The organism is Paenibacillus sp. J22P165, from assembly GCF_059692015.1.
In genome coordinates this window covers 18626-44458 of sequence record NZ_JCAUAP010000012.1, presented here as the reverse complement: position 1 = coordinate 44458, position 25833 = coordinate 18626, and the positions used below count along the sequence as shown (strand labels likewise).

General features: G+C 45.8%; 22 protein-coding genes. 16 read left to right on the top strand and 6 right to left on the bottom strand.

The window, feature by feature from the left end; translation table 11 throughout:
- The first annotated feature begins 29 nt into the window (after positions 1-29).
- Positions 30-977, top strand: coding sequence for a helix-turn-helix transcriptional regulator (locus tag AC58QM_RS27610; RefSeq protein ID WP_497288009.1), 948 nt, complete (start codon positions 30-32; stop codon positions 975-977).
- Positions 978-1132: 155 nt separating this feature from the next.
- On the opposite strand, the gene AC58QM_RS27605 is transcribed toward AC58QM_RS27610, so the two are convergent.
- Positions 1133-2068, bottom strand: a complete 936-nt coding sequence (locus AC58QM_RS27605) for a nucleoside hydrolase (RefSeq protein WP_497288008.1) — start codon at positions 2066-2068, stop codon at positions 1133-1135.
- Between the two features lie 307 nt (positions 2069-2375).
- On the opposite strand from AC58QM_RS27605, the gene AC58QM_RS27600 reads away from it, so the two are divergent.
- The 11 genes from AC58QM_RS27600 to AC58QM_RS27550 all read left to right on the top strand — a co-directional run bounded on the left by AC58QM_RS27600 (position 2376) and on the right by AC58QM_RS27550 (position 15695).
- Positions 2376-3326, top strand: coding sequence for an ABC transporter permease (locus AC58QM_RS27600; protein WP_497288007.1), 951 nt, complete (start codon positions 2376-2378; stop codon positions 3324-3326).
- Positions 3323-4249, top strand: coding sequence for a carbohydrate ABC transporter permease (locus tag AC58QM_RS27595; protein ID WP_497288006.1), 927 nt, complete (start codon positions 3323-3325; stop codon positions 4247-4249). Before AC58QM_RS27600 ends, AC58QM_RS27595 begins: the two co-directional genes overlap by 4 nt.
- Positions 4250-4337: 88 nt before the next feature.
- Positions 4338-5846, top strand: a complete 1509-nt coding sequence (locus tag AC58QM_RS27590; protein WP_497288005.1) for an extracellular solute-binding protein — start codon at positions 4338-4340, stop codon at positions 5844-5846.
- A 34-nt stretch (positions 5847-5880) separates the two neighbouring features.
- Positions 5881-8337 (top strand): GH116 family glycosyl-hydrolase, encoded by a 2457-nt coding sequence (locus AC58QM_RS27585; RefSeq protein WP_497288004.1) that lies wholly within the window; start codon positions 5881-5883, stop codon positions 8335-8337.
- A gap of 167 nt (positions 8338-8504) precedes the next feature.
- Positions 8505-9572 (top strand): ADP-ribosylglycohydrolase family protein, encoded by a 1068-nt coding sequence (locus AC58QM_RS27580; protein ID WP_497288003.1) that lies wholly within the window; start codon positions 8505-8507, stop codon positions 9570-9572.
- 42 nt (positions 9573-9614) lie between these two features.
- Complete coding sequence (locus tag AC58QM_RS27575) at positions 9615-10730, top strand: ADP-ribosylglycohydrolase family protein (RefSeq protein ID WP_497288002.1); 1116 nt, start codon at positions 9615-9617, stop codon at positions 10728-10730.
- Between the two features lie 125 nt (positions 10731-10855).
- On the top strand, positions 10856-11932 hold the full coding sequence (locus tag AC58QM_RS27570; protein ID WP_497288001.1) for a Gfo/Idh/MocA family oxidoreductase: 1077 nt from the start codon (positions 10856-10858) through the stop codon (positions 11930-11932).
- Positions 11933-11949: 17 nt separating this feature from the next.
- Entirely contained in the window at positions 11950-12420 is a 471-nt protein-coding gene (locus AC58QM_RS27565) for an RpiB/LacA/LacB family sugar-phosphate isomerase (RefSeq protein ID WP_497288000.1), read from the top strand.
- Between the two features lie 75 nt (positions 12421-12495).
- A complete protein-coding gene (gene rbsK, locus AC58QM_RS27560) occupies positions 12496-13404 on the top strand; it encodes a ribokinase (RefSeq protein ID WP_497287999.1) in 909 nt (302 codons plus the stop codon).
- A gap of 71 nt (positions 13405-13475) precedes the next feature.
- Positions 13476-14525 (top strand): Gfo/Idh/MocA family oxidoreductase, encoded by a 1050-nt coding sequence (locus AC58QM_RS27555; RefSeq protein ID WP_497287998.1) that lies wholly within the window; start codon positions 13476-13478, stop codon positions 14523-14525.
- Between the two features lie 186 nt (positions 14526-14711).
- Positions 14712-15695, top strand: coding sequence for a glycoside hydrolase family 43 protein (locus AC58QM_RS27550; protein WP_497287997.1), 984 nt, complete (start codon positions 14712-14714; stop codon positions 15693-15695).
- A gap of 88 nt (positions 15696-15783) precedes the next feature.
- On the opposite strand, the gene AC58QM_RS27545 is transcribed toward AC58QM_RS27550, so the two are convergent.
- Positions 15784-16389, bottom strand: a complete 606-nt coding sequence (locus tag AC58QM_RS27545; RefSeq protein ID WP_497287996.1) for a hypothetical protein — start codon at positions 16387-16389, stop codon at positions 15784-15786.
- 191 nt (positions 16390-16580) lie between these two features.
- Between AC58QM_RS27545 and AC58QM_RS27540 the strand changes: the two genes are divergently transcribed.
- Both AC58QM_RS27540 and AC58QM_RS27535 read left to right on the top strand, forming a co-directional pair.
- The gene (locus tag AC58QM_RS27540; protein WP_497287995.1) at positions 16581-17642 is read left to right on the top strand and encodes a glycoside hydrolase family 88/105 protein; all 1062 of its coding nucleotides are present in this window, start codon (positions 16581-16583) and stop codon (positions 17640-17642) included.
- Positions 17635-19320 (top strand): DUF8769 domain-containing protein, encoded by a 1686-nt coding sequence (locus AC58QM_RS27535; RefSeq protein WP_497287994.1) that lies wholly within the window; start codon positions 17635-17637, stop codon positions 19318-19320. The genes AC58QM_RS27540 and AC58QM_RS27535 overlap by 8 nt, the downstream gene beginning before the upstream one ends.
- A 60-nt stretch (positions 19321-19380) precedes the next feature.
- On the opposite strand, the gene AC58QM_RS27530 is transcribed toward AC58QM_RS27535, so the two are convergent.
- Together AC58QM_RS27530 and corA are read right to left on the bottom strand one after the other, a co-directional pair.
- Positions 19381-20325, bottom strand: coding sequence for a helix-turn-helix domain-containing protein (locus tag AC58QM_RS27530; protein ID WP_497287993.1), 945 nt, complete (start codon positions 20323-20325; stop codon positions 19381-19383).
- Positions 20326-20414: 89 nt separating this feature from the next.
- Positions 20415-21365 (bottom strand): magnesium/cobalt transporter CorA, encoded by a 951-nt coding sequence (corA, locus tag AC58QM_RS27525; RefSeq protein ID WP_497287992.1) that lies wholly within the window; start codon positions 21363-21365, stop codon positions 20415-20417.
- A 102-nt stretch (positions 21366-21467) separates the two neighbouring features.
- On the opposite strand from corA, the gene AC58QM_RS27520 reads away from it, so the two are divergent.
- Positions 21468-22232, top strand: a complete 765-nt coding sequence (locus AC58QM_RS27520) for a hydroxypyruvate isomerase family protein (protein WP_497287991.1) — start codon at positions 21468-21470, stop codon at positions 22230-22232.
- 912 nt (positions 22233-23144) lie between these two features.
- On the opposite strand, the gene AC58QM_RS27515 is transcribed toward AC58QM_RS27520, so the two are convergent.
- Entirely contained in the window at positions 23145-23414 is a 270-nt protein-coding gene (locus AC58QM_RS27515) for a hypothetical protein (protein WP_497287990.1), read from the bottom strand.
- 162 nt (positions 23415-23576) lie between these two features.
- Here AC58QM_RS27515 and AC58QM_RS27510 point away from each other — a divergent pair, with 162 nt between their 5' ends.
- Positions 23577-23939: a group I truncated hemoglobin gene (locus tag AC58QM_RS27510; protein WP_497287989.1), complete on the top strand. Its 363-nt coding sequence runs from the start codon at positions 23577-23579 to the stop codon at positions 23937-23939.
- Between the two features lie 80 nt (positions 23940-24019).
- On the opposite strand, the gene AC58QM_RS27505 is transcribed toward AC58QM_RS27510, so the two are convergent.
- Positions 24020-25726 (bottom strand): glycoside hydrolase family 2 protein, encoded by a 1707-nt coding sequence (locus AC58QM_RS27505; RefSeq protein WP_497287988.1) that lies wholly within the window; start codon positions 25724-25726, stop codon positions 24020-24022.
- Positions 25727-25833 lie beyond the last annotated feature (107 nt).

The window sequence follows — 25833 nt, the reverse complement described above, 5'->3', positions numbered from 1 at the left end:
TTCGTAGCTCATTAAGAGTTGTGCTCTAGTTGAGATCAGCTCATGCAACAAGTAACTTGAATACATGTTTTCTTGGCAACGGCAAGTTCAAAGAAAACCGTAAGAGAGGGGTGCAAGCTGTGCAACGTGTAGATCAGGTTTTAGAAAAACCATTCCATAGAACGCATCATCTTGGGATTGGCACTACGTTTTACAATTTGGATTATGGATCACGCTCGAATCGACAAAAAGGGCTGAATATGCTGCAAAACATGTTTGCTTTCAAGGGAGATATGTCTAGGGATAAGCATATGACCTATGAGTACGCTTTTCTTTTTGAGTTGGAAGAGGGACTCTGCAGTACAATTATGAGAAGTACGACGAAGAAGATTCAAGGTAAACTGGATGATTTAGCGATATCACTGGCATCTATCCAACCTGATGATACGATTGCTGCCTTGCGCGTGTATCTTCACTTAACGCATGCGATCATACGAACCGTGTACAAAGCAGGGTTTAGCCTGGGCGAGATTATGGGCAGTGACATTGATCCTTGTGCACATATGGAGCAATTCGATTCCAAACATGACATTCATCAGTATATGGAAGGCATATGCCTGCATATCTGCAAGTATATGGCGGCTTTGCGCTTAGACAAGAATCAACGTATTGTGTGGGAAGTGAAAGCTTATATCGATGCTAATTTCACAAAAGACTTCGGGCTCGAAGAGCTGTCGGAATTGGTGAAATGCTCCTCCACGTATATTAACCGTTTACTCAAACAACACACAGGTAGCACGTTCTATAACCTGCTCACGGACAAACGCATCGTGCGATCCAAAGAGTTGTTGTTCTTGAACGATTGGACAGTGAATCAGATTAGCAACGAAGTCGGCTATAACAATGTACATAGCTTTATTCGCGCTTTCAAGCGTAGTGAAGGCATCACACCCGGACAATTTCGCGACTTGGTTGTTGACAATAGAATGGAATTTTAAAAGTTTCTCGTCGTTTACCCGGTACATGCTGCCGGGTGTTTGTGTTACCAACGTTGACGGTCTTATACGACAAGGGCACCCCGAATTACTTTGCAGATATGACAAATATCGAGTCGCAAAGTGTAATGGAGTGCCCTGTCGGTTAGTATGTCAGACTAGGAATTCTGCTGTAGCTTGGCAAACAAATCGATATAAACTTCACTACGATCAATATCTATAGCTTCCTTATAGAAGTGGCGTGAGTCATCGAAGGAATAGGTGAAGTTGGGATTGAGAATCGGCGTGCGGCGAACCATGGAAGGTACATTTTCCTCATTTAGTAGCCAAGCAATTGCTGAAACATCCCATAGCACTTTGGACCAACCACTGCGATCCTGACCGAATCGGGTAAATCGTCCACGGATCATGTCGCTGAAATAGGTGCCGAGCTTATTTTTTCCACGCAAGCAAGCGTCAATTTCATAAGGCGTCGTTAGTAAATGCGAGGCTACGCCATGACAGGGAAGCACGACTAACGGCACACCGCTGTCGTAAATGAGCGATGAAGCGTGATAGTCCTGCGATACGTTGAAGATTTTTTGCGTAGGCCACCAATGCGCATTAGGTCCAAGCCACACGACAACAATGTTGTGGATGATTTCAGGACATTTTGCGATGGCTGAAGCTACATTCGTTATAGCGCCGATCGCGACCACGTAAAGTGGTTCGGAGGATGACAAGGCCAGCTCAATAATTTTGTCAGCTGCTTCGCTGGGCACAGGCTCATCGTGACTGGTCATATACTGCGTGGATCCTCGATAAACCGGTGGAGGATTCTTCGCATCCATCAATTGGAAAATGTTATGAATTTCCTTATAGCTCTTCTCCATGCCATCTGCAGGGCTAACCGAGTTCCAATTGTAAAATGGTGCTGCTGTTACGGCTAGAAAATCGAGTCTTTCCGGTGAAAGCATCACGTAAGCCAAAGCGAATTGATCATCAACCTCATTGAAGGTATCCGTGTCCAATATCATGCGAACACGTCCTTTAGGGGAGGTAAGTCTCTTTAGCATGGTGCTGTCATCGAGCTTGGGCCAATTTGGTTTGTTCATCTGGTGTTACCCTCCCTATATATGTGCTTTTTGTGATAATCGTATTATAGGGGCAACTTGGGCAAACCTGGAATATTCAATTATCTAACAAAGCTCGATTTTAGAATTGCACATTTGTTCCAAAATTGCACAATCCGGTATGCAAACTGTTTATTTACTTCTGGCTATGGAGGGGACTATGATAAAGGTATCAACCAGAAGGGCATGATGAAGCAGGCATGGAAGATGAGGCAACTCGAAATAGCTGCTCTGTTGAGTTAAAGATGTAAGCGGTGTCAACAAGATTAATAGATTGCGAGGTATCTGTATGAGTGCTAAAAAGCTAGGTTCACAGCTCGGGGTGTCATCTTATCAACCGTTGGCGCTAAGAAGGTTACTAAAAAATCTTGTTCGCTATAAATACTTCTATATGATGCTAGTCCCCGGACTTCTGTATATAGCTATCTTCCATTATGCTCCCATGTTCGGGTTAGTCATTGCCTTTCAGGATTATCAAATTTTTAAAGGAGTGACAGGCAGCCATTTCGTCGGCTTCGATAACTTCGCGTATTTGTTTAAATCCCCTCAATTCCTAATAGCGCTGAAAAACACATTTATCATTAGTGCTTATAAAGTAGTTTTTGGTTTCCCGGTTCCGATACTGCTCGCGCTTCTTATTAATGAGGTTCGATACTTACTATTCAAACGCAGTGTGCAGACGATTCTCTATTTGCCACACTTTCTATCATGGATCGTGATGTCCGGCTTACTGTTCAATTTCCTCTCGGAGGATGGTCCCATCAATCGGTTGATTAAATCATCAGGCGATAAGGCGATTTATTTCTTCAGCGATGCGGTGTATTTCAGAAGTATTTTGGTCTTATCCGACATCTGGAAAGAGATGGGCTGGAACGCGATTATTTATCTAGCTGCACTCACCGTTGTATCCCAAGAGATGTATGAGGCGGCGAAAATCGATGGGGCAACAAGGTTCAAATGTATGATACATATCTCATTGCCGAGTATTATGCCTGTCATCATGGTCATGCTGCTGCTAAGGATGGGAAGCATCCTGAATGTTGGGTTTGAACAAGTATTCAACTTGTACAATCCAATGCTCTACGGTGTCGGTGACATCATTGATACCTATGTCTATCGGATTGGTGTTTTGGAGAATAAATTCCATATTTCAGCTGCAGCTGGCATGTTTAAATCAGTCGTCGCATGCATCATGGTCGTTACCACCTACTATTTCATGCAAAAAGTGGAGGATAAATGATGAAACCGGTACTTTCTCAACCTTCAGGACCGCGCCGTAGAAAATTCAATGTGAATGCGGATACCGTATTCGGAGCTTTTAACCTATTGTTCCTTACGGTGATTACGTTGGCAACGCTGCTCCCCATTGTGGTTGTCTTGCTCAGTTCTATAACGCCGATGGAGGATGTCATTGGGCATCCAACCTCGTTTATCGTTATCCCAAGGAGTATTACGTTCAATTACTATTCCTGGTTATTTCGTGGCAGCTCACGCATTATTGATGCGTACACACTGACCATTCTTAGAACACTAGTCGGCACCACGGTCTGCCTTGTTCTCACTATTTTGACTGCTTATCCTCTATCTAAAAAGTTTTTGCCAGGACGTGGCGGGATAATGATGATCTTTTTCTTCACCATGTTGTTTTCTGGCGGTATTATCCCTACTTTCCTAGTGGTTAACGGCTTACATTTGACGAATACCTTTTGGGCTCTGATTATTCCTAGTGCGTTAAGCGTTTATAATTTGATCATCATGCGGACCTTTTTCCAAGCGATTCCGGTTGAATTAGAGGAGTCTGCGATTATAGATGGCGCTTCGGAAATGACCACACTCATCAAGGTCATCCTCCCCATCTGTTTACCTTCTTTAGCAACGATCAGCTTATTCTATGCCGTGTTCCATTGGAATTCGTTTTTTGATGCCGTTCTCTATATTACGGATCGAGATCTATGGCCACTGCAGCTGCTATTACGCGATATTTTAGTTAAAAATGATATTGCTGATCTTGCGCTGGGAGGCTCGCTGAATGAGGCTAGACCGCCTAGCTCCGTTCTTATCAATACCACTATCGTAGTGGCTGTTCTACCTATTATGTGTGTCTATCCGTTTTTACAGCGTTATTTTGTGCAGGGGATGATGGTCGGCTCGATCAAGGGTTAAGTCATTTGTTCACATCCTCACCAAACAACGGCAGGCCCCGCCTATAGGCAGGTTTGTAATAAAAGCAAAATATAGGAGGTCATGAAAAATGAACGGAAAGCAAAAAATCAGCTTAGGTTTGTCCGCTGCCATGCTGTTAACGCTGGCTAGTGCTTGTTCTGACAAAGAAGCAGCCCCATCAGCAACAGGTTCTGGCAATGATGCTGGCCCGATCAAGCTTTTGTACACGAAGGGCGGTTTTGAAAAAGCGCCAGACGGCAATCCCATCAAAGCAGCTATTGAAAAAGGCTCAGGTGTAAAATTTGAGCAAGTCTCGCCGCCATCAGCCAACTATGCAGATCAAGTTCCGATCATTCTTGCTTCCAATGACAAACCAGATGTGGCGGTAATGCAAACCAGTCAAGCTGTCTTCGACTATGCGAAACAAGGCGCGCTGTTAGATTTGACACCCTACTTGAAATACATGCCTGATATTCAAAAATCTGTGCCGAAAGAAGCGCTTAACTATTTTACCGTAGACGGCAAATTGTGGGCCATCCCGATTTGGACCAGCCCGCAGCGTTACAATTTTGTCATTCGTGCTGACTGGATGAAAAAGCTTAATCTGACTGTACCGAAGACACTCGATGAGCTGCACAATGTGCTGGTTGCTTTTGCTGAAAAAGACCCCGACGGCAACGGTGTGAAAGATACCTATGGCATTAGCGGATTAGGACTCGATTCACTCGATGGTATCTTTGGTGCATTTGGTGTTGTAGCTGGCGATGCGCCATGGGTAAGCACAGCGAAAGCGAGTGTCTACTTCTATGAACAGAATGGCAAGCTGATCCCGCAAACGACACGGCCTGAAGCGAAAGAAGCTTTGCAGGTGTTGGCTAATTGGTATAAAGAAGGGCTGATTGATCCTGAGATGTTCACGCAAACTTCTGCGGTGAGAGACGATAAATTCATTAAAAACCGCTATGGCGTATCAGCCAATTGGTGGACGTGGGAGTCTAACATGCAGCAAACCATGAAGAAGACGGACCCTAATGTCGAAGTGATACGAATTGCTCCGCCGATCGGACCTCGAGGTGATTCGGGTCTACGCGGTCCAGGGATGGTTGCTCGTGGTGTCGTTGTTTTGAATAACACGAAACATCCGGAAGCAGCAGCCAAATTTATGAACTACTTCAATACAGATGAAGGTGCAATGGCTACTTACACAGGTATTGAGGGGATTCAGTGGGAGAAGAAGGACAATAAAATCCTGACGACACCGCAATTTGATCAAGACAGCAAGTGGATTCAATGGTATGCCTTATTTGAAAACGAGGCACCGCTGTTGAAAGTAGAAACGTATGCCGTTCAATCTCGTCGCGACGCTTTTAACTGGAAAACGATTAAAAATGCTGCGGATATGATGAATACCCAAGCTGAGCTGAAATATCAAGCCGATTTGCGCGGGCTGACAGCGGATTACTTCGCTCGATTCATTACAGGCAAAACACCGTTGTCAGAATTTGATAAATACGTGCAAGAATTCAATAAACGCGGTGGTCAAGAATGGACAGATGAAGTCAACAAAGTTTATCAAGAAAAGAAAGCTAAGAAATAAGTAAGGAATGAATCAAAAGGAGCGGGAAACATACATGGTACGATCCCAGATTCAAGCGTCACCTATGCGATCATCTAAAGTTTTCACAGGTGAAGCCACGGAGGCTGCTTTCCTTCTTGGAGGGATAGGGACGGGTAACGTCTCACTCGGCAGCCGAGGAGAGTTCAGAGATTGGGAGCTCTTCAACCATCCTGACAAGGGACTTCATTTCCCCAATTCTTATTTCGCGATATGGGCTAAAGAAGAAGGAGAACCTGCGATTGCCAAGGTGTTACAGGCACAATTCACTACGCCTCACAGCAAGCCACAGGGTTATTCCCCTTATGCTGGAGGAGGACTGCCGAGAATGAAGGCATCCCGCATGACAGGTGAATATCCCATTTGCCAGATACATTTCGAGGATGCTGACTTGCCGGTTCAAGTGGAGTTGGAAGCCTATACCCCTTTCATTCCGCTGAATGCCGAAGATTCTGGTATTCCTGGGACGATTCTGTCCTATCGGGTCAAGAATATCTCGAACCGACCTGTTGATGTTACTGTAGCTGGATCGCTGATTAATCCGATAGGCGGAATGAGTTTTAACGCTTTTGGCAGTATGGATTTGCCGAATTCAGGACGTAATGTGAATGAATTCGTGCAGCGAGATGGGATCAGAGGACTTTTTCTTCATTCGCATAAATTTGCGCGTACAGATCTGCTCTATGGCAATATGTCGCTGGCTACGAAGAATCCCAACGTCACCTACAAAAGGGTGTGGATGCGAGGTGCTCATTTTGATTATCTCCAGGAATTTTGGGATGATTTTGCTGAGGATGGCCGTCTGAACGATCTTGGTTACGATACACCTTCGGATGAGCACAAAACGGATACAGGTTCTCTAGGCATTTATGAAACGCTGGCTCCTGGTGAAACCAAGATGTTTCAGTTTATTCTGAGCTGGTATTTTCCGAATCGAATTAATGGCTGGGGTGAGCAGTTCCGGGTCAGAACCAAAGGCAAGGAAATTACGCAAAATGAATACGCCAACCGCTTTGACAGCTCATGGGAGGCAGCAGCTTATCTCATAGAGCATGGTGAGCGATTGGAAAGGGAAACGTATCTGTTCCGTGATGCCTTATTCAGCAGTACATTGCCTGACTACGTGCTGGAGGCGATGTCCGCTAATATGACGGTTCTTCGAAGTCCAACCTGCTTCTGGTTGAAGGACGGCAAGTTTTTCGGTTTTGAAGGCAGCTTGAATCAATTAGGCAGCTGTGATGGCTCTTGTACGCACGTTTGGAACTATGCACAAACAGTGGCTTTTCTCTTTCCCGCATTAGAACGCAGTATGAGGCGAACTGAGTTTTTGTTGGAAATGCAAGAGGATGGCAAAATGAATTACCGTGCTACGAAGGTGTTCGAGTCGGAGTTCGTATGGCCTGGCAATGTCACTCCACCTGGTGCAGCTGATGGACAGATGGGTGCGATCATGCGCGTATTCAGAGAATGGAAGCTTAGCGGGGACCATGTATTTATGCAAGAGCTGTGGCCCTCCGTTCAGAAAGCGTTAGATTATGGCTTGACCCATTGGGACACGGATGGAGACTATGTTTTTGATGGGCAGCAGCATAATACGTATGATATTGATTTCCATGGACCCAATCCACTGACAGGAACTTTATTTTTAGGCGCCCTGCGGGCGGTTGAGGAGATGGCGATCTATCTCGGAGAGATGGATAAAGCACAGAAATTCCGAAATATTTATGAAAAAAGTGCTCAAAAACTGGATGAACTAATGTGGAATGGCGAGTATTACGTTCAAAAGGTGGATGATGTAGATCAGCATAAACACCAGCTTGGACTAGGCTGCTTGTCCGATCAGATGCTAGGGCAGCAATTTGCTCATCTATATGGTCTGGGGTATTTGCTCCCGCAGGAAAAGGTGAAAAGTGCTTTGACAGCTGTGTATAAGCATAACTTCCGAGTTGATTTCTCACAGCATGCCAACTGTCAGCGGGTATACGCTCTTAACGATGAACAAGGATTGTTGTTATGCTCTTGGCCGCAGGGAGGCCGTCCACGATTGCCTTTTGTTTATTCGGATGAGGTCTGGACCGGTATTGAGTATCAAGTAGCGACGCATTTAATTTATGAGGGCTACTTGGATGAAGGCTTGAAGCTTGTTCGAACCGTTCGTGATCGGCATGATGGGATACGACGAAATCCGTGGAATGAAGTAGAGTGTGGTCATCATTATGTGCGATCCATGGCCAGCTGGGGGTTGCTGATTGCGCTAAGTGGTTTTAAGTATGACATGGTGCAGTCGAGGATAGCATTCACGCCAGTCATCCACCAAGACAACTTCACCTCCTTCTGGAGTACCGGCAAGGCGTGGGGAACTTACACACAACGGATGAATGAGGCGGGCGAGTATGACGTGGATGTCCAGGTGCTTTATGGTGATGCTGCGGGAGTGAACGTGTATGCTTGCGGTAAGGAATGTAAGTTGTAGGCTCCTTTACACACAAAAATGGCAACGATACCATTTTACCGTAAGTGAGACAGATTCTATTGAAAGAGGTGATGACACACTAGCCTACACGTCTTAAACAAGTATCATCATTTCGACTACGTGAGTCCATTGAAAGATCATATACCACATTGAGGAGAGTACAATCTATGAGCGAACAAGTAAGCTTAAAGGATAAATTTTACGGATGTATAGCTGGAGTTCATATCGGTTCTGCGATGGGTGCACCTGTAGAAGGCTGGGATTTCGAGCGAATTGAAGAGAAATATGGCATTTTGGATCAATTGTTGTCCTACGAGCATTTTAACAACGGCTGGGTGCGTGAAGCGGGTACGACGGAAGACGGTGTGGAGAGACAGAAGTTAATGATTTCCGCCATTATGGAAAAGCAGGATCGCATTACGGCAGAGGATGTCCGCAGAATGTGGTTGGCCAAAATTAAGCCAGAGTCGGCGGGAATGATCTCGGAGCCGTTCGAAGCGGTATTGCTCGCCATGGCGAAAAGCGGTATTCCCGCAAGAGATATCGGCAAATATTGCGATTATGCTGGACTCAACAGTATCTCCCGTTCCTGCCATCCGATTGGATTAATTAACGCTGGGGATATTGAGAATGCCATCCATGATGTGAGTGAAGTTGGACAACTGTATCAGACTTCGAATGGACGCGGGTTAAAATGGGCATCTGTAACGGCTACGGCCATTGCTTCAGCTACGAAAGCAAACGCGACGGTTGATAGTGTAATCGGAGATATCTACAATTACTGCGATCCCGATGTGGTTGTCAAAGAGATTGACCGAGAGCTAAAACGCACGGCAAACATCACGGATATTCGCGAATTGCGGAAAACCTTGTATGAGTCTTACAGCATCAGAGGTGTTCCTTACGAAGTCAGTTATGCGAATGAAGTTGTGACCAAGGCGATTTGTATTTTTAAAATGGTCAACGCCAATGTGAAGGACGCGCTGGTTGCCGCTATTAATATGGGCAGAGATACCGACTGCGTGACTGCGGTTGCCGCAGGAATTTCCGGAGCATTAAGCGGAACGAAATCCATTCCTGAAGAATGGATCAAGCAAGTTGACTACGCGACTACGCTGCATGTCGTTAGTAATTCCCATAGAACGATGAAAGAACATGCAGAAGGCTTGTACCAAGCGTATCATTCCAGATTGTTAAAAATGAAAGCTTACTCGGACCAAATGTCTGCGATCTAACAGATCAGGCTTATATCTAATGAAGTGGGGAGAGTTCAAACAATGAGTGAACAAGTGAGTCTGAAGGATAAATTTTATGGTTGTATTGCGGGAATTCAGGTTGGAGCTTCCATGGGGGCTCCTGTGAAAGGCTTGAGCCATCAGGAAATTGAAGCCAGATATGGCGTTCTGGATCAACTTTTGCCATACGAGCGTAACAATAGCGGCTGGACGCGCGAAGCGGGTACAACGGAAGATGGTGTAGAACGATTTAAGCTGATGGCTACGGCTGTTATCGAGAAGCAAGATCGCATTAATGCGGAAGATGTCCGCGCGATCTGGGTCAGAGACATTAAACCAGAAGCGAACGGCACGATCTTGGAACCTTTTGAATCCACCCTATTGGCTGTTGCCAAAAGTGGTATTCCAGCTAGAGATTTGGGCAAATATTGCGATTATGCCGGTTTAAGCACAGCATCCGGTTCTTGCCAACCGATTGGCTTGATTAATGCAGGTGATGTTCGCAATGCCGTCGCTGACGCATTTGAAATCGGACAGCTGTATCAGACGTCCAAAAGCTACGCAGTGCGGTGGGCAGGTGTCTCCGCTGCTGCGATTGCTTCCGCGACTAAGCCAGGTGCAACCGTGGATGGCGTGATCGGTGACATTTTCAGATATTGTGACTATTCTGATCTGGCACTGAAAATTGACGGATCTAAGTATGGCTATCTGCGCGATAACGTGATTCAAGAGCTTGATTCCGGTTTAAAACGCACGGCACATTGCCAAGATTTACAAGAATTGCGACTGGCATTTGATAAAATCTACTATGGTAGTGGCGTACCGTATTGTAATAGCTTTGCGAATGAAGCTTTAACGAAAGCGATTTGTATTCTTCGAATGGTAAATGGGAACGTGTATGACGCCATTCTAGCTGGAGCTAATATGGGTAGAGATACCGATTCCGTCGCTTCTATCGCTGGCGGGCTGGCTGGTGCGCTGCGAGGTTCCGCGACGCTGCCGGCAGGACTGATCAAGCAAGTTGATCTAGCCACCAGCTTGAATCCATACACAAATAATCAAAGTACGATTCAGGAACAGACCGACGGTTTGTACCGAGCATTCCATGCTAGATTGCAAAAAATCAATGCATTTACAGAAGCCATGCTGGCTGTTTAATCTGGGCTGAATAAAGGTATGGATAAGTGGAGTGAGCGCGGATACGCCGCTGCCAACAGACGGGTTTGCTGCTGGCAGCGGTTCACCCACGCTTTTTCCTAATGAAGAGCGAGGGGACGATCATCGTGTCGAAATTAAAAGTTGGTATTATCGGTCTTGGCGAAGTCGCACAAATTATCCATTTACCTGTCTTAGAGAGTCTTTCAGACCGTTTTGAAGTCACCGCGATCTGCGACATTTCAGCTAAGCTTTTGCAGGTCATCGGGGACCAATATCAGGTGCCCAACCGATTTATCGAGGCCCATGAATTAACGAAGCTGCCGGAATTGGATGTTGTGCTTATTTGTAATAGTGATGAATATCATGCCGATTGTGTGATTGCTGCGCTCCAAAACCGAAAGCATGTATTGATCGAAAAACCGATGTGTTTAACCATACAGGAAGCTGATGAAATGATCCGCGTCCGCGATGAGATGGGCGTTAAGGTCATGGTTGGGTACATGCGCAGGTACGCTCCTGCATTTGTGCAACTGGTTGAGGAAGTCAAAAAGTTGGAGAGCATTAACTACGTGAGAGTACGTGATATTATCGGGGGAAATCATTTATTTATTGACCAATCCAGCCAAGTGTTTCGGTTCGATGATATTCCGGAGCATGCCAAAACAGATCGTGCTGACCGGGCAGCTCGTTTAGTCCATGAGGCTATCGGAGACGCCCCCTCAGACCTTGTGTCAGCATACCGCTTACTTTGCGGATTAGGCAGCCACGATTTATCTGCGATGCGGGAAGTGATCGGATTTCCAAAACGTGTAGTTTCGGCAAGACAATGGAACAAAGGCAGATTCATGAGCGCAATCCTGGAGTATGATGGATTTCAAGTTACCTATGAAACAGGGATTGACCAGATTCGTCGGTTTGATGCGCATATTGAGGTGTACGGCAGCAATAAATCACTGAAGGTTCAGTATAATACGCCGTATATGCGGCACCTTCCAACAACGTTACAGGTGAATGAAACAGTTGGAGAAGCCTATCATGAAACGATGGTTCGTCCTACTTTTAAAGATGCATATGTCTGTCAATTTGAATATTTGTACGATGTGATTACACAAGACCTAACGCCAAAAACAACACCAGAAGATGCGAAAGAAGATTTGAAGCTGTTCCGCATGTTGATTGACGCGATGAGAGAAAACGAGTAAAAGGAGGAACGGCTCATTTGAAAATTGCATTAGGAAGCGATCATTGTGGGTATGACATGAAGGTGGCCTTGCTGCCGCTATTTACCAAGCTGGGCGTTGAAGTGACCGATTTTGGCTGCCATTCCACGGATCCGGTTGATTTTCCAGACGTGGCTAGAACGGTGTGCGATGCCGTACGCGGAGGGGAATACCAGCGAGGAATTATGGTTTGCGGTACGGGGGTTGGTGCGTCCATTGCCGCCAACAAGATCCCGGGTATCCGCGCTTCCGTGTGCCACGACATTCATTCGGCGCATCAATGTGTGGAGCACGATGACGTGAATATGATGTGTATGGGTGCACAGATCATTGGTCCTTGGCTCGCTGAGGATTTAGTCCGCTCCTTTTTGCAAGCTGAATTCAGTACAGAAGAACATTTCCGCAGACGTGTCGCTAAACTTCACTTATTGGAATTAGCAGGCGCAAGGGAACTGATGGATGGGAAATAGAGCCAAGCAATCGCTGCCCCTTGCTTTACTAAAGGGCGGCGATTATTCATTTACAGCAAAAGGAGATTGACGAATATGAAGGCAAACATCGTCGTAGTCGGCAGTTTGAATATGGATATCGTCATTCAGGTTAGTGATTTCCCCCAAGAAGGAGAGACACTGATGGGAAGCGGGATGACAGAATCAGCAGGAGGGAAAGGAGCCAATCAGGCCGTAGCGATGGGGAAGCTGGGAACAGCGGTGAACATGATCGGCAAGGTCGGGAAAGATACCAACGCCTTAAAGCTGATAAGCTCGCTTCAACAAGCTCATGTAGGTACACCTTATATGTTGTCATCTGAGTGCCCAACAGGAACCGCTTTCGTTACGGTCAATCGGTCTGGTCATAATCATATTGTCGTGATACCTGGCGCGAATTATGATCTGTCGGTGGATGATATTGACAATCAAAAGCGGGCCATCGAGCAAAGTGAAATCGTAGTGCTGCAGCTTGAAATTCCACTGCAAACGGTTGAGCATACCCTTCGCATGGCGAAAGATTTGGGTAAAACAACGATATTGAATCCGGCACCTGCGCAAGTGCTTAGTGAGGAAATATGGGAGTTCGTGGATTTCTTAATCCCGAATGAGCATGAGCTCCAGAGCTTAACAGGGATACAGATTACCGATCAAGCTTCTCTCCAAAAGGCAGCCCAGTGGTTGTTAGATAAAGGGGTTCGTGCTGTGCTGATCACATTGGGTGAGAAAGGCTGCTGCTATGTAGATAATTACGCTACGAAGATATATGCAGCCCATAAGGTCGTAGCGAAGGATACCACGGCTGCTGGTGACAGTTTTATTGCGGGCTTTGCAGCAGATTATTTGAAGCACCGAAACGTAGATAGAGCCATCACATTCGCACAGAAAGTAGCCGCCATAACAGTCACAAGGCATGGTGCACAAAGCTCGTTGCCGACACTGGAAGAGGTTGAACAGTTTGGTTAGGGTGTGAGGAATCGGATCGGAGTGGAAAAACGTTTCACTAAAACTATGTATCAGGAGGTTATTGAATATCTATGCGACCCCTACATGTCGGGCTTATTGGTTTTGGATTTTCAGGGAGAATCTTTCACGCTCCCTTCCTTGATGCGGACGCTCGATTCAAGCTGCATCGGATTAGTGATAGAACCGGAAAGGGACAAGCGCAAGGCGCATACCCGCACGCAGGTTGGACAGCTGACTGGGAAGAGGTACTCTTTGACGCTCAAATTGATCTTGTAATCATCGCAATGCCCAATATCCTACATTATGAAATTGTTGCCAAAGCACTGCAAGCGGGCAAACACGTAGTCGTCGAGAAGCCTTTTACAGTCAATTCACTAGAAGGCGAGAAGCTGATTCGCCTCTCGGAAGATGTTAAGAAAGTCCTCTCTGTTTATCACAATCGGAGATGGGATGGTGATTTTATTACCGTACAACGGCTTCTTGAGAGTGGATGTTTAGGCGAAACGGTTGAGTACGAGTCCCATTACGATCGATTTCAGCCGAATCCAAATCCACATTCATGGAGACAATCTTCACCGTTTGCCTCTGGGACCTTATTTGACCTAGGCTCACATTTAATCGATCAAGCTGTCGTATTATTCGGGATTCCCCATGCCTTAACAGCGGATCTTCGAACACAGCGCACAGGGATACAGGTTGTTGATTATTTCGACATCACCTTTCATTATGATCAGATGAAAGCAACATTGAAATCTAGTATGCTCGCCAAACAATCGCGACCGCGGTTTTTAATTCATGGCACAGCTGGCTCATATGTGAAATTCGGCATGGATCCGCAGGAACAGGCGTTGTTGCAGGGCTTCTCACCGTCTTCCCCAAATTGGGGGAAAGAAGCTGCATCGGAGTGGGGACGGCTGCACACCACTTTGCAAGGATTGGAATTTGAAGGTCATATTCAAACGAGTGCTGGCAATTATGGTACCTATTACACCCAATTATATGAGGCTATCGTACATGGAGCTAAGTCGCCTGTTTATCCCCAAGAAGCCAATGAGACCATTAAGCTTATTGAATTGGCTATTGAAAGTCATCAACAACAACGATCGCTCCCTGTTAAGTGAGAACAAAGAAAAGTCCAATTGATGGGCTTTTCTTTGTATTGAGCAATTTTAATGAGAGTTTCCTTCTGAGTGGCATAAGGAATTACGGTTATTTTTTACTTGCTAGTAAGATAGCACCATTGCTATAATCAAGTTAGTAAGTTTAATGAATAAACTAATTTATTCGATCTAAAGGAGAATATGGACATGACTACACCTGTAGCGCCAAAACAACCGTTAGTTACACACATTTTTACTGCCGATCCTTCAGCACATGTATTTAACGGAAAAATTTACATTTATCCTTCTCACGATTTAGATCATGATGAACCTTCTAATGATAACGGAGACCAATATAAAATGGAGGACTATCATGTCCTTTCCATGGATGATTTTAATTCTCCTTGTGTCGACCACGGTGAAGCGCTGCATTTGAAAAATATTCCATGGGCCAAGCAGCAATTATGGGCTCCGGATGCCTCTTTTAAGAACGATACCTACTACCTCTTTTTCCCGGCAAGAGATCATGATCAAATTTTCCGTATCGGGGTTGCTACAAGCTCTTCTCCGACCGGACCTTTCACACCGCAAGAAAATTATATTCCGGGCAGTTTCAGTATTGACCCCGCTGTGTTCGTGGATGAAGATGACAAAGCTTATATGTATTTCGGCGGTCTGTGGGGAGGCCAGTTAGAGAAATGGCAGACGGGTGCGTTTATTGCGGATGCGGCCGGTCCTGCTGGATCCGAGCCTGCATTGGGACCGCAAGTGGCGGAACTGTCTGAGGATATGCTGACGTTCAAAGAAGCGCCTCGAGAAATTTCGATTGTCGATGAAGAAGGCAATCCAATCGTAGCTGGAGACGAGGATAGAAGATATTTTGAAGGGCCTTGGATGCACAAATACAATGACTACTACTACCTTTCCTATTCAACTGGTTCGACGCACTACTTAGTATATGCAATGAGTAAAAGCCCGACGGGTCCGTTTGTTTTCAAAGGCACGATTCTTAAGCCCGTTATTGGTTGGACTACCCATCATTCCATTGTACAATTTGAGGATAAATGGTACTTATTTTACCATGACAGCTCCTTGTCCGAGGGCGTTGATCACAAACGCTGCGTGAAATACACCGAACTCAATTATAATGAAGACGGTACGATTCAAACGATTGATCCCTATAAAGATTAACTAACTAAACTGCAAGTTCATTGAAAAACCCCCAATGCGATTTTGCGTCGAATTGGGGGTTTCATTATTGTTTGCCTCAAGAAACCAGCTAATCAAATTGAACTTCTTGATCTAAGATAATTTCTTTGGGTGGAGATTCCATCGGGCTGGCATACGGGATTAACGAAAAATGTAGTCCCTCTACATGATCAGGTAAACGAGGTGTGACGAGATAGGTGATTTGTGTCTGACCCCCACCACCCCTTGAACCATTTCTGATGATACGATAGTTCTCACTCCCATGAATATCAAGCTGGAGCTGTGGACGGAAGTTGCTGAAATGTGCATCGATTTGACAGAGCTTAATTTCGACGTAAACAATACTACTGTGCTGATGCTGCATCGCATGTGTCAATGTATACGAAAAGTCACCAACCACCGATGTCTTCATGATGGGCATCACATGCTCCAAATCGCCGGGCTCATTCGGCATAGTTGGATAGTTCTCATTTAAATTGTTCAGCAGCCAGTTGATCTGTGGGATCTCGATCCCGAATCGAGCAGACCATTCTTGCAGGACTTCCTTCTCTGGGTAAAACCGTCTTCCTTTTGCAAGGGATTTGCGCTCTGTTAAAAGCTGAAGAAGGGATTCATCAATCTTCCTCATTGCATCACTGTATTCATTAGGTACCTTATGTAATTCAGACCAAGCCATTGTCTACACCTCCATCTACCAGTTGTATCCATTTAGTATAACGGTAAAATAGCAGCTGGAAAAGTTTTGTGAAAATCCGGCCTATTCTTCTGGACGATTCCCCATGTTTTTGAGACGGAAGCCCAAGCAACTCTTAGGCAAATGATGCTACGCTGTAGATAGTCATTTAATAAGAGGGAGCTGCTAAAGCAATGAATTCTACGTATGCAAACAACGCGAAAAAGGTATGGCAAGAAATGATAAAAGATCATTCCGGTGAATGGGGAATGGATATTCATCACTGGGACTGGGTACCAGGTGTGGGTGTGATTGCGATGTTGGAATATTACGAGGTGACTCGTCATTCAGAGGTATTGGCCTATTTGCAGGAATGGGTGAAGCTTAATAGTGAAAAAGCTAAAGGCACCAAGGTGATCAATTCGATCGCGCCTTATGCGATTTTCCCAGCGCTATATCGTGCTACGAATGATGAGTGGTTCCGAGATGAAGCGGTTCGCGTAGCTGAATGGCTGATTAAGGAAACGCCGCGAACAAGGGAAGATGCCTTCGAGCACACCGTTACGGAGAATGTGGCATTCGCTGAACAGGTGTGGGCGGATACAATTTTCATGGCAGTTCTGTTTCTAGCGCGAACGGCTTCTTTAGTCGGCAATTCCACTTATGCAGAAGAGGCGTTGAAGCAGGTGTTGATTCACCTTCGTGTGCTGCAGGATGACGAGACGAATGTTCTTTTCCATGGCTGGAATTGCGCCTCTGGCGATCATATGTCGGCCGCACATTGGACAAGAGCGAATGCCTGGATCGCGGCAGGTATTCCAATGATCGTGGAAGAAATTAAACATTTGGTTAAGATCCCAGATGAGCTTTCGGAGAGATACGGACGCCTCATGAGCGGATTGCTTGCCTACCAGCATGAGGATGGGCTGTGGAGTACGGTCATGGATCAACCTCATTTTTATAAGGAAGTGTCGGGAAGTGCTGGTATTGCCTATGGTCTATTGAAAGGGATGGAGCAGGGCTTAATTCCTTCTCAAGATAAGACTTCTGCTTCGGTGGAGCGCGTGTTTACATCCATTGTCCCCTATATAACGGAGGAAGGTGTCGTGAATGGGGTGTCCGGCGGCACACCCGTGATGCCAACGATTCAGGCTTATCAAGACGATATCCCAACGTACCCAACGCTTTACGGACAAGGTCTCGTGCTCATGCTGTTCGCGAAACTACTTCAAATGGAGATGGTAGAACATGGATAGAGATGAACTATTAAAGGCTATTCAAGCTAAAGAGGAAGATTACGATGATAAGATTAAATTAATTCGAACACCACTCACGGCAACGTATCATACGGCACTCAAGCCGCAGACGCACCCGTTTGTATTCGCTTTGTATCCTTCTTTATGTTATGCCTACAATTTGCTTAGCTATGGCAGTGAAGACTATGTGCATAGAGCAACCGAGATTCTCGAGGTCGTCATTGCTCAACAGGATCGAGATGCAACTCGTGCTTCTTATGGGATCTGGCCTTATTTTTATGAAGAATCATTAGATGAAATGGATCGTCCGGACTGGAACATGGCAGATTTCCATGGAAAGCGTTTGGTTCTTATTTTGAAAAAGTATGCAGACTCCCTCCCGCAACCATTAATTAATCAGATTCGTGAAGCTATTTATCACGCCTGCCAAGCAATAATGATTCGAAATGTTGGACCTCATTATACGAACATTGCGATCATGGGGGCATTTGTCACACTGGTTGGTGGCGAGCTGTTGGGGGATCATGAGATTCAGAGTTATGGGGAACAGCGCTTGAAGCGATTCCATGTGTTTACTTCAGGTATTGGTACGTTCTCGGAATATAACAGTCCATGTTATTCGCCACTGGCAATTGAAGAACTGGATAGCATCTATCAGGAGTCGCAGTCAACGGAGGCTGTAGCGCTTGCTGAACAGCTATTGGATATTGCTTGGGGGATGATTGCAAAGCATTACCATCCAGCTACTGGCGAGTGGGGCGGCCCATACAGTCGGACTTATTCCACGTTGATGACAGCGCGAGAGAAGCATTTCCTGGGAAATGCGCTTAACAAGGAACCGAAAGGGATAAAATGTCCAGAGCATTATCATGCTTTATTTAGCTTAAATGAGGAACGGTATTTCATGGAGCCAACGTTGCTGGCAGCAGAGACTGGGTATCAAAACTATGCGACTACGTATCAAAATGAAAAGCTTTCGCTCGGAAGCTACACGATCGGGAGTATGTGGAATCAACGCCGTAACTTATTAGCCTTCGTGGATGTGGGCGGTAAGAAAGTATTCGTTCAGCTGCAGTTTTTAAAAGATGGACGTGACTTCTGCTCTGCCATTTTCACGGGCGTGCAATCACGTAATCAGGTGCTGTATAGCTTTAATTTGGCGACGGATAATGGCGATTGGCATCAGGATTTGGATGTGATCAACGGCAAGTTCCAAGCGAAGGATCTGCGCATGCGATTGTTGCTCGGCGGTGACCTGCAAGAACTCGAGCTGCCTAGTTTGGTGGAGGGGAAACGCCTGACGACGATACTTGGAGATACGCAGCTTCGTGTAGAAGCTATTCTGGAGGAGTCCGACTACGGCTCACTTGAGGTAGCTGCAGAACGCAGTGGAGATGAGCTTTATTTGGATTATGTGGTGTATGCGGGTGAGGAGAAGGCGTTCGATTTCCATGCGCTTCAAAAAGCCATATGGCTATTCCAACTTTCCCTTGGCGATGCGGATGACCAACTGCCGGAGGTTGATGTTCGACAAGAGGGGAATTCTGTGACAGCTACAATAGCGACCAAGGAAGATCAGATGTCGATTACGGTGCCAACAGTACCGGGGAAGACAAATGATTTTTATCGGAATAATCGGGTACAGCTGCCGCAAAGTTTACTTGAGCAAGTGACGTAACTGTTAAAAGATCAGCTAATGCTGCTCGCATCGCCTAGACGATCAATTTGGCTGGAATCATCATGACCAAAAGGTTTTGTTCCTCCGTTTAAAAGCCTCAACACGATACTGCTTAGGCGTAAGGCCGGTTACTTTTTTGAACACGTGGAAGAAATGCGACATGTCGCCAAACCCGACGGTTGATGAAACCTCAGAGACGGCCAAATCCGTCTCCATTAGCAAGCGCTTCGCCTTATTCAGGCGATACTCGATCAGGAATTGTTTAATGGTCGTACCGGTAGTCTCTTTAAATAAGGTGAATAGTTGAGAACGTGAGACAGGAAAGCGTGTTACGAGATCTTCAATCAACAAGGGTTCTTGATAATGACCAATCAAGTAGGAGAGTACATCATGGGCAAGGTGCTGGTAACCTGTATGTGTCGAAGCTTGCTCACCTTGCTCACCCTGCAAGCCAAATACGATAAGAAAAAAGTCGGCAATGCTTCTCAGCACAATCAGCTCATAGCCCATCTCACGTGTTAGTAAAGCGTGTGTAAGCTCAGCGAATATCGACTGGACACGATCTAACTGCTGGGCGCTCAGGAAATAATGACTAGAATCCGGATGATGATCGGAAAGTTGTCGTGAAATGGATAAATTCGATAGCTGACAAATGGCGTGCAGGTGATCCAAATAAGTCTCATCTATGGATAAGACATAGCGGTGAAATTCTTTGCTTTGTCCATGGAACGGTCGATGAATGACATGGGGATGAATGATCGTTAAGCTCCCTGCATGCAGCGGATATATGCGATCGCCGACAATATAAGTGCCGCTGCCCTGTAGGACAAGGTAGATTTCATAGCCATTATGTGAATGCAACAGCTGCTGTTCGAGAGGAATCGTTCGAAATTCACAGTGCACAGGATAGGCAGCTAGGAAATGATTCGTATAATCATCGATTGCATAGCTGAACGGTTGCTCTTCCGAAGCTTCAGCACTCTGTAGCTCTTGTAACTTCTTCATATCACTTCGTTCCCTCACTTTGCAAAGGTAAAGTATTGCTGGTTTGAGTCCTCCGAATAGGAGGGCTCATTTCTTTTCGTTGATCGATATTATTTAAACCAACCTTTCTTCTGAAACCAGCCGAACATGCCTAATCCAATGCCCACCATCACGATGAGAACGGCGAAATATCCCCAATGCCACTCAAGCTCAGGCATATAAGTAAAATTCATCCCATAGATCCCAGCAATAAACGTCAATGGCATGAAAATCGTTGTAATGACCGTTAATGTTTTCATAATCGTGTTCATACGGTTCGAGTTAAGTGAGATGTAACTGTCACGTATGTCAGCTGTAATCTCGCGATTCGAATCAATCATTTCAGATAGCTTAAGTAGATGATCGTGGATATCCGTGAAAAAGACGAGATGCTCGCGTACCTGCTCAATCCGATCCGTACTAATAATTCGGTACAGAAGGTCACGCATCGGGACAATTGTTCGGCGTAACTGCAATAGCTGGGAACGAATTTCAAAAACTTGATTCATTAACGCATCAATAGCCTCAGCCTTCATATTGTTTTCCATATCATCAAGTGCGTCTTCAATTTGATAGACACCAGGGAAATAATGATCGACAAGATTATCTAGTATTAAATACGCGGCATAGATCTGACCCTGATTTCGCATGTTTACTTGCTGGGAGACGCGAGTCCAGGCATCTTCTATTTCTCTGGATTCATGCAAGTGAAACGTGACGATATAGTTGCTCCCGAGGAACATATCGACTTCTTCCGCATCCAGGGTCTTCGCATTAATGGCATGCATGACAAAGAAATGAACATCCGTATAATGATCGATTTTTGGTCGTTGCATGAAATGAAAGCAGTCCTCAATGGCGAGGGGATGGAAGTGAAAATGATCCTTGAGCTCTGCGGCTTCCTGCTCATCTGGGTTAAAGAAATCAACCCAGTACCAACGAATTGATGGCGCGGAAAGCTCCTCAAGAGGGAGATCGTGTATCACAGAGTAGTCGGTTGTGACGGCAAGTGTTCGTATCATAGTGAGACTCCTAGTTATATCATTTTGGCTACTACGGACTTCAATCGTAGTTTTTTACATAGGCATTTGCTTCATTTTACCATACAATAGGGAAAGATTAGAATGGAAAGAGGGATTGGGATGAAGCTCTCCGTTTGTATGGATGCGCTCTATAGAGGGCGTGATTTTAGGGAAAGTGTGAATGAGTTGAAGGAGATCGGTTACGATACGATTGAATTCTGGTCCTGGTGGCAAAAGGATGTGGACGTCGTTGCTGAAGCAGTAGCTGAAGCGGGTGTCTCCATATCGACATTTTGTACAAAATTCGCGAGCTTAGTGGATCCTGCGCAACGTAGTGCTTATCTTGAGGGACTCATCGAATCGATCGCCGTTGCAAAGCGATTGAATTGTACCCAGCTCATTACCCAAGTAGGACAAGAACTTGAAGACGTGTCGCGAGAGGCGCAGGCGCAATCACTGATTGAAGGACTGCGGGCATGTGTGCCTATTTTGGAAAAAGAGGGCATAACGCTGCTAATTGAGCCGCTGAATACGCGTGTCAATCACCAAGGATACTTCCTAGCTTCTTCAGAAGAAGCTTTCCACATCATAAAACAAGTTGGAAGCCCATTTGTGAAGATCTTATTTGATATTTATCATCAACAAATCACTGAAGGAAATGTCATCGCTAACATTCGAGAGAATATTGCTTGGATCGGCCATTTTCATGCGGCAGGCAACCCTGGCAGACATGAGCTCGACAATGGTGAGTTGAACTATGAACAGATTTTTAAAGCTATTGATGAGACTGGCTTTGAGGGGCATATGGGGCTGGAATATTTCCCGCTCGAGGCACCGCAGGTTGGTCTTCGAAAATTGTTGAAGTAAGACCACGGGAAGTGTCGGCTGGGAATTTCAAACAATTTGTAACACAATTGGAACATTCCCGTTACAGTTCTCTAACATAAGAAGGGTATTATAATAAACAAGACCCCCTTTTTTAATATAAACTTTGGACCTGGCCCCGTTGGCTAGGTCCCTTTTTTTGTTTGGGGTGAGATGTAAGCAAGGACGTCTCAGTCCGACTCATGCGTAGGGATCGAGACGTCGAATTTGGACGTCTCGGAGGGGAGGCTGGTGCGGAAGAGCGACTGAGCGAGCGATTTCGGACGTCTCACACGAGAGTTTCGTCCGTCCGGCTCATGTGTAGGGACCGAGGCGTTGATTTTCGACGTCTCAGAAGGGGACAGGTGCGAAAGAGCGACTGAGCCAGCAATTTCGGACGTCTCACACGAGAGTTTCGTCCGTCAAGCTCATGTAGGGACTGAGACGTCGAATATCGACGTCTCGGAGAGAGGCTGGTGCGAAAGAGCGACCGAGCCAGCAATTTCGGACGTCTCACGCGAGAGTTTAGTCCGTCGAGCCCATGTGTTGGGACCGAGACGTCGAATTTCGACGTCTCAGAAGGGGACTGGTGTGAAATAGCGACTGAGCCAGCAATTTCGGGCGTCTCAAGCGAGAGTTCGTCCGTCGAGCCCATGTGTTGGGACCAAGACGTCGATTTTCGACGTCTCGGAGGGGGACTGGTGCGAAATAGCAACTGAGCGAGCAATTTCGGGCGTCTCAAGCGAGAGTTTCGTCCGACTGGCTCATATGTAGGGACCGAGACGTCGAATATCGACGTCTCAGAGAGAGGCTGGTGCGAATAGGGTATGATTCAGGCAGAAGGAGGTCGAATCCTTGTAGACGCTACAGACCGAGTCTATTAAAAAAGAGCAGTCTCAGCTGCTCCTTCAGTTCCTATGATTGTATGCGAAAACGTTGCAGCAACAAATATCCGCTTATGCTTGTCGTTCTTTTCTGGTAGACGATTCTGAAATCGTCCAATAAACAGCTTAATGCCGTACTAAGCAAACCATTGGTTACCAAGGTAGCCCGGCAAGGTTGTGAACTGCCAATTACACGTACAGCAGTAATCCTTCGCGGAGAGCCTGCAATCAAAGGATTTCTAGACCAACGGATCAAAACTAAGTCAGGTTGACGAACAGCTCTAATTTTAACACAAGCCATTCCAATCACCTCGTTTCTAGTTAGCATCTGTAACAGTATATAGAATGCATACTAGATTGACGGTGTGCGGGACAAGGGCGGAGTCCGGAATCATTAGATAATTTTGCAACCTTTTGGATAAAATAAGGAGATGTCTTTTATTTCTGAAGGAGGATATACATAGTGAGTGAACCAACGTTATACGAAAAGCTTGGCGGAGAAGGGGCTATTACGGCTGTAGTGGACTACTTCTATGAGCTGGTTTTGGCAGATGAGACCGTCAATCACTTTTTTATCAACACGGATATGGAAAAGCAGCGCAAGCATCAGGCGAAATTTATTAGTTTTGCGGTAGGGGGACCGAACCAGTATACAGGGGCATCCATGGCTAAAGTGCATGCTGGGATGAATCTGCAGGAGGAACATTTTACAGCGATTGTGACACATCTTCATGATGCGCTTGCTCATTTTGAGGTGGGGGCAGATAAGATTGATCAAGTGTTGGCGAAGGTGTCTACGTTGAAGGACGATATTTTACACAAATGAGATGACCAAAGTCGCGTAAGCGCATCTGAAAAAAACAAAGGAGCTAAGGGCAACATCCCCTTAGCTCCTTCTATTTTCTCCTACCGTTCGGAGCGATAAATCTCCTTCACTAAGCGATAAGCCAATTTCGGCTTGCGATACTCGCTGAGCAATCCTTTATTATTGAAGCTCCGCGCGCGGTCGCGGAAGTAAGGACGGTCGCTCCGCACATCGACGCGAATGTCGGCAAAGTGCCAGATCAGCGTGCCGACGATGCGCGGATCGTCGCGGAAGATTTTCAATGCGCGCGTGACGACGTCAGCTTGATAATCTTCACTGAAGAGGCGTGGTTCCCAGCCTGCGTCTCCGAAAATGCCCGCTGCGCCGAACTCGCTCATGATCACAGGCTTGCCGCCAGCGCCTTGTTTCTCGGCATTCTTATAGTAGTTCTGCAGCATAGTACTAAATCCGTCAACGCTGCCTTCGTACCAGCCATAATATTTGTTAATCCCAATGACGTCAAAGTAAGATAATACGATATCTTCCTCAGGTTGCATAGTCGCATAAGTGACGAGCCTGCTAGAGTCCATGCTGCGAATTTTGCTTACGAAAGCTTTCGTCAGTTCCAGCGCTTCCTGAGTCCGTGTATCGATTTCATTGTGCGCGCCCCAGAAAATGATAGAAGGATGATGGTAGTCGCGGCTGATCATTTCGCCCAGCATGTGAACGCCGCGCTCTCTGAAGATCGGGCTTGCCAGCGTTTCCACACTCATGAAACAACCCCACATCGGGATCTCGCTCCAGAGCAGCATCCCGTGCTCATCAAGCAGATCGATCCAGAACTGGCTTTGTGGATAATGAGAGCCGCGAACGATATTGCAGCCCATATCGGTCAAAATGTCCAGATCTTTCAACATCAGTTTCGGTGGAAATGCGAATCCCCACTCTGGGTGCTCTTCATGACGATTCACACCTTGAAGATAGAGCTTTTTGCCATTTAGTAGGATATCACTGCCCTGTACTTCAATGGTACGGAAGCCAGTCCGATCGATGAGATCATCATCACCAGCTTTAACCGTAAAAGTATAAAGCGCAGGTTGACCAACGTCCCAACGCTTAATATTAGCTAGGCTTCCACTTAGGGAGACGCTAGTCGTTTGACCAGCACCGACCGTGACATGAGCAGCGGATAGGGAAAGTTCATCTGTACTAGCACTTACATCAATTTGGCAATCTTCTTGGCTTAAGGAACTTACTTGAATGTGCAGCTGAACATCAGCCGTATTGTTATTTAATTGATAATCTATTTTCAGCGAATCAATATAGACGTCAGGCAACTCTTGTAGCTCAACAGAACGAATAATGCCCCCGTAAGAGTGCCAATCGGCAATGTCCGTCGGCAGTGTTTGCCAATCCACCGTATTATCAACACGAATCACAAGCTCATGCTTGCCTGTTGCGAGGTGTGGGAGAATCATGGAGAATTGTGTAAACCCGCCAAAGTGGTAACCGATATGTTGTCCGTCTACGTAGACATCTGCATGATGAAGAATGCCTTCAAAGACCAGTCGAATATTCGCTTCTTGCAGGGTATCAAAATATGTGCGGTACCAAGCTGCGCCAATATAATCATAAGTACCTAATTCATTATTCCAACAGGAAGGAACGACGGATTTTTTTGAACTCGCTGGAAAGTGAGAAGCCCAATCTTCGGAAACACCTTTATTGTTAGGATCTGTGATGAAATCCCATAATCCATCCAAAATTCGGGTAGGTCGCAAGTTATGCTGCTGAAAAGTACGTATCACGTTCATTAAGCCCCTTTCATGTATGTTTCGTATAGCGTATCATAGAAGAAGATTTAATTTGAATGGATAAACCGCAACGCTATTTGTCAAAATCGCTACAAGGTTGG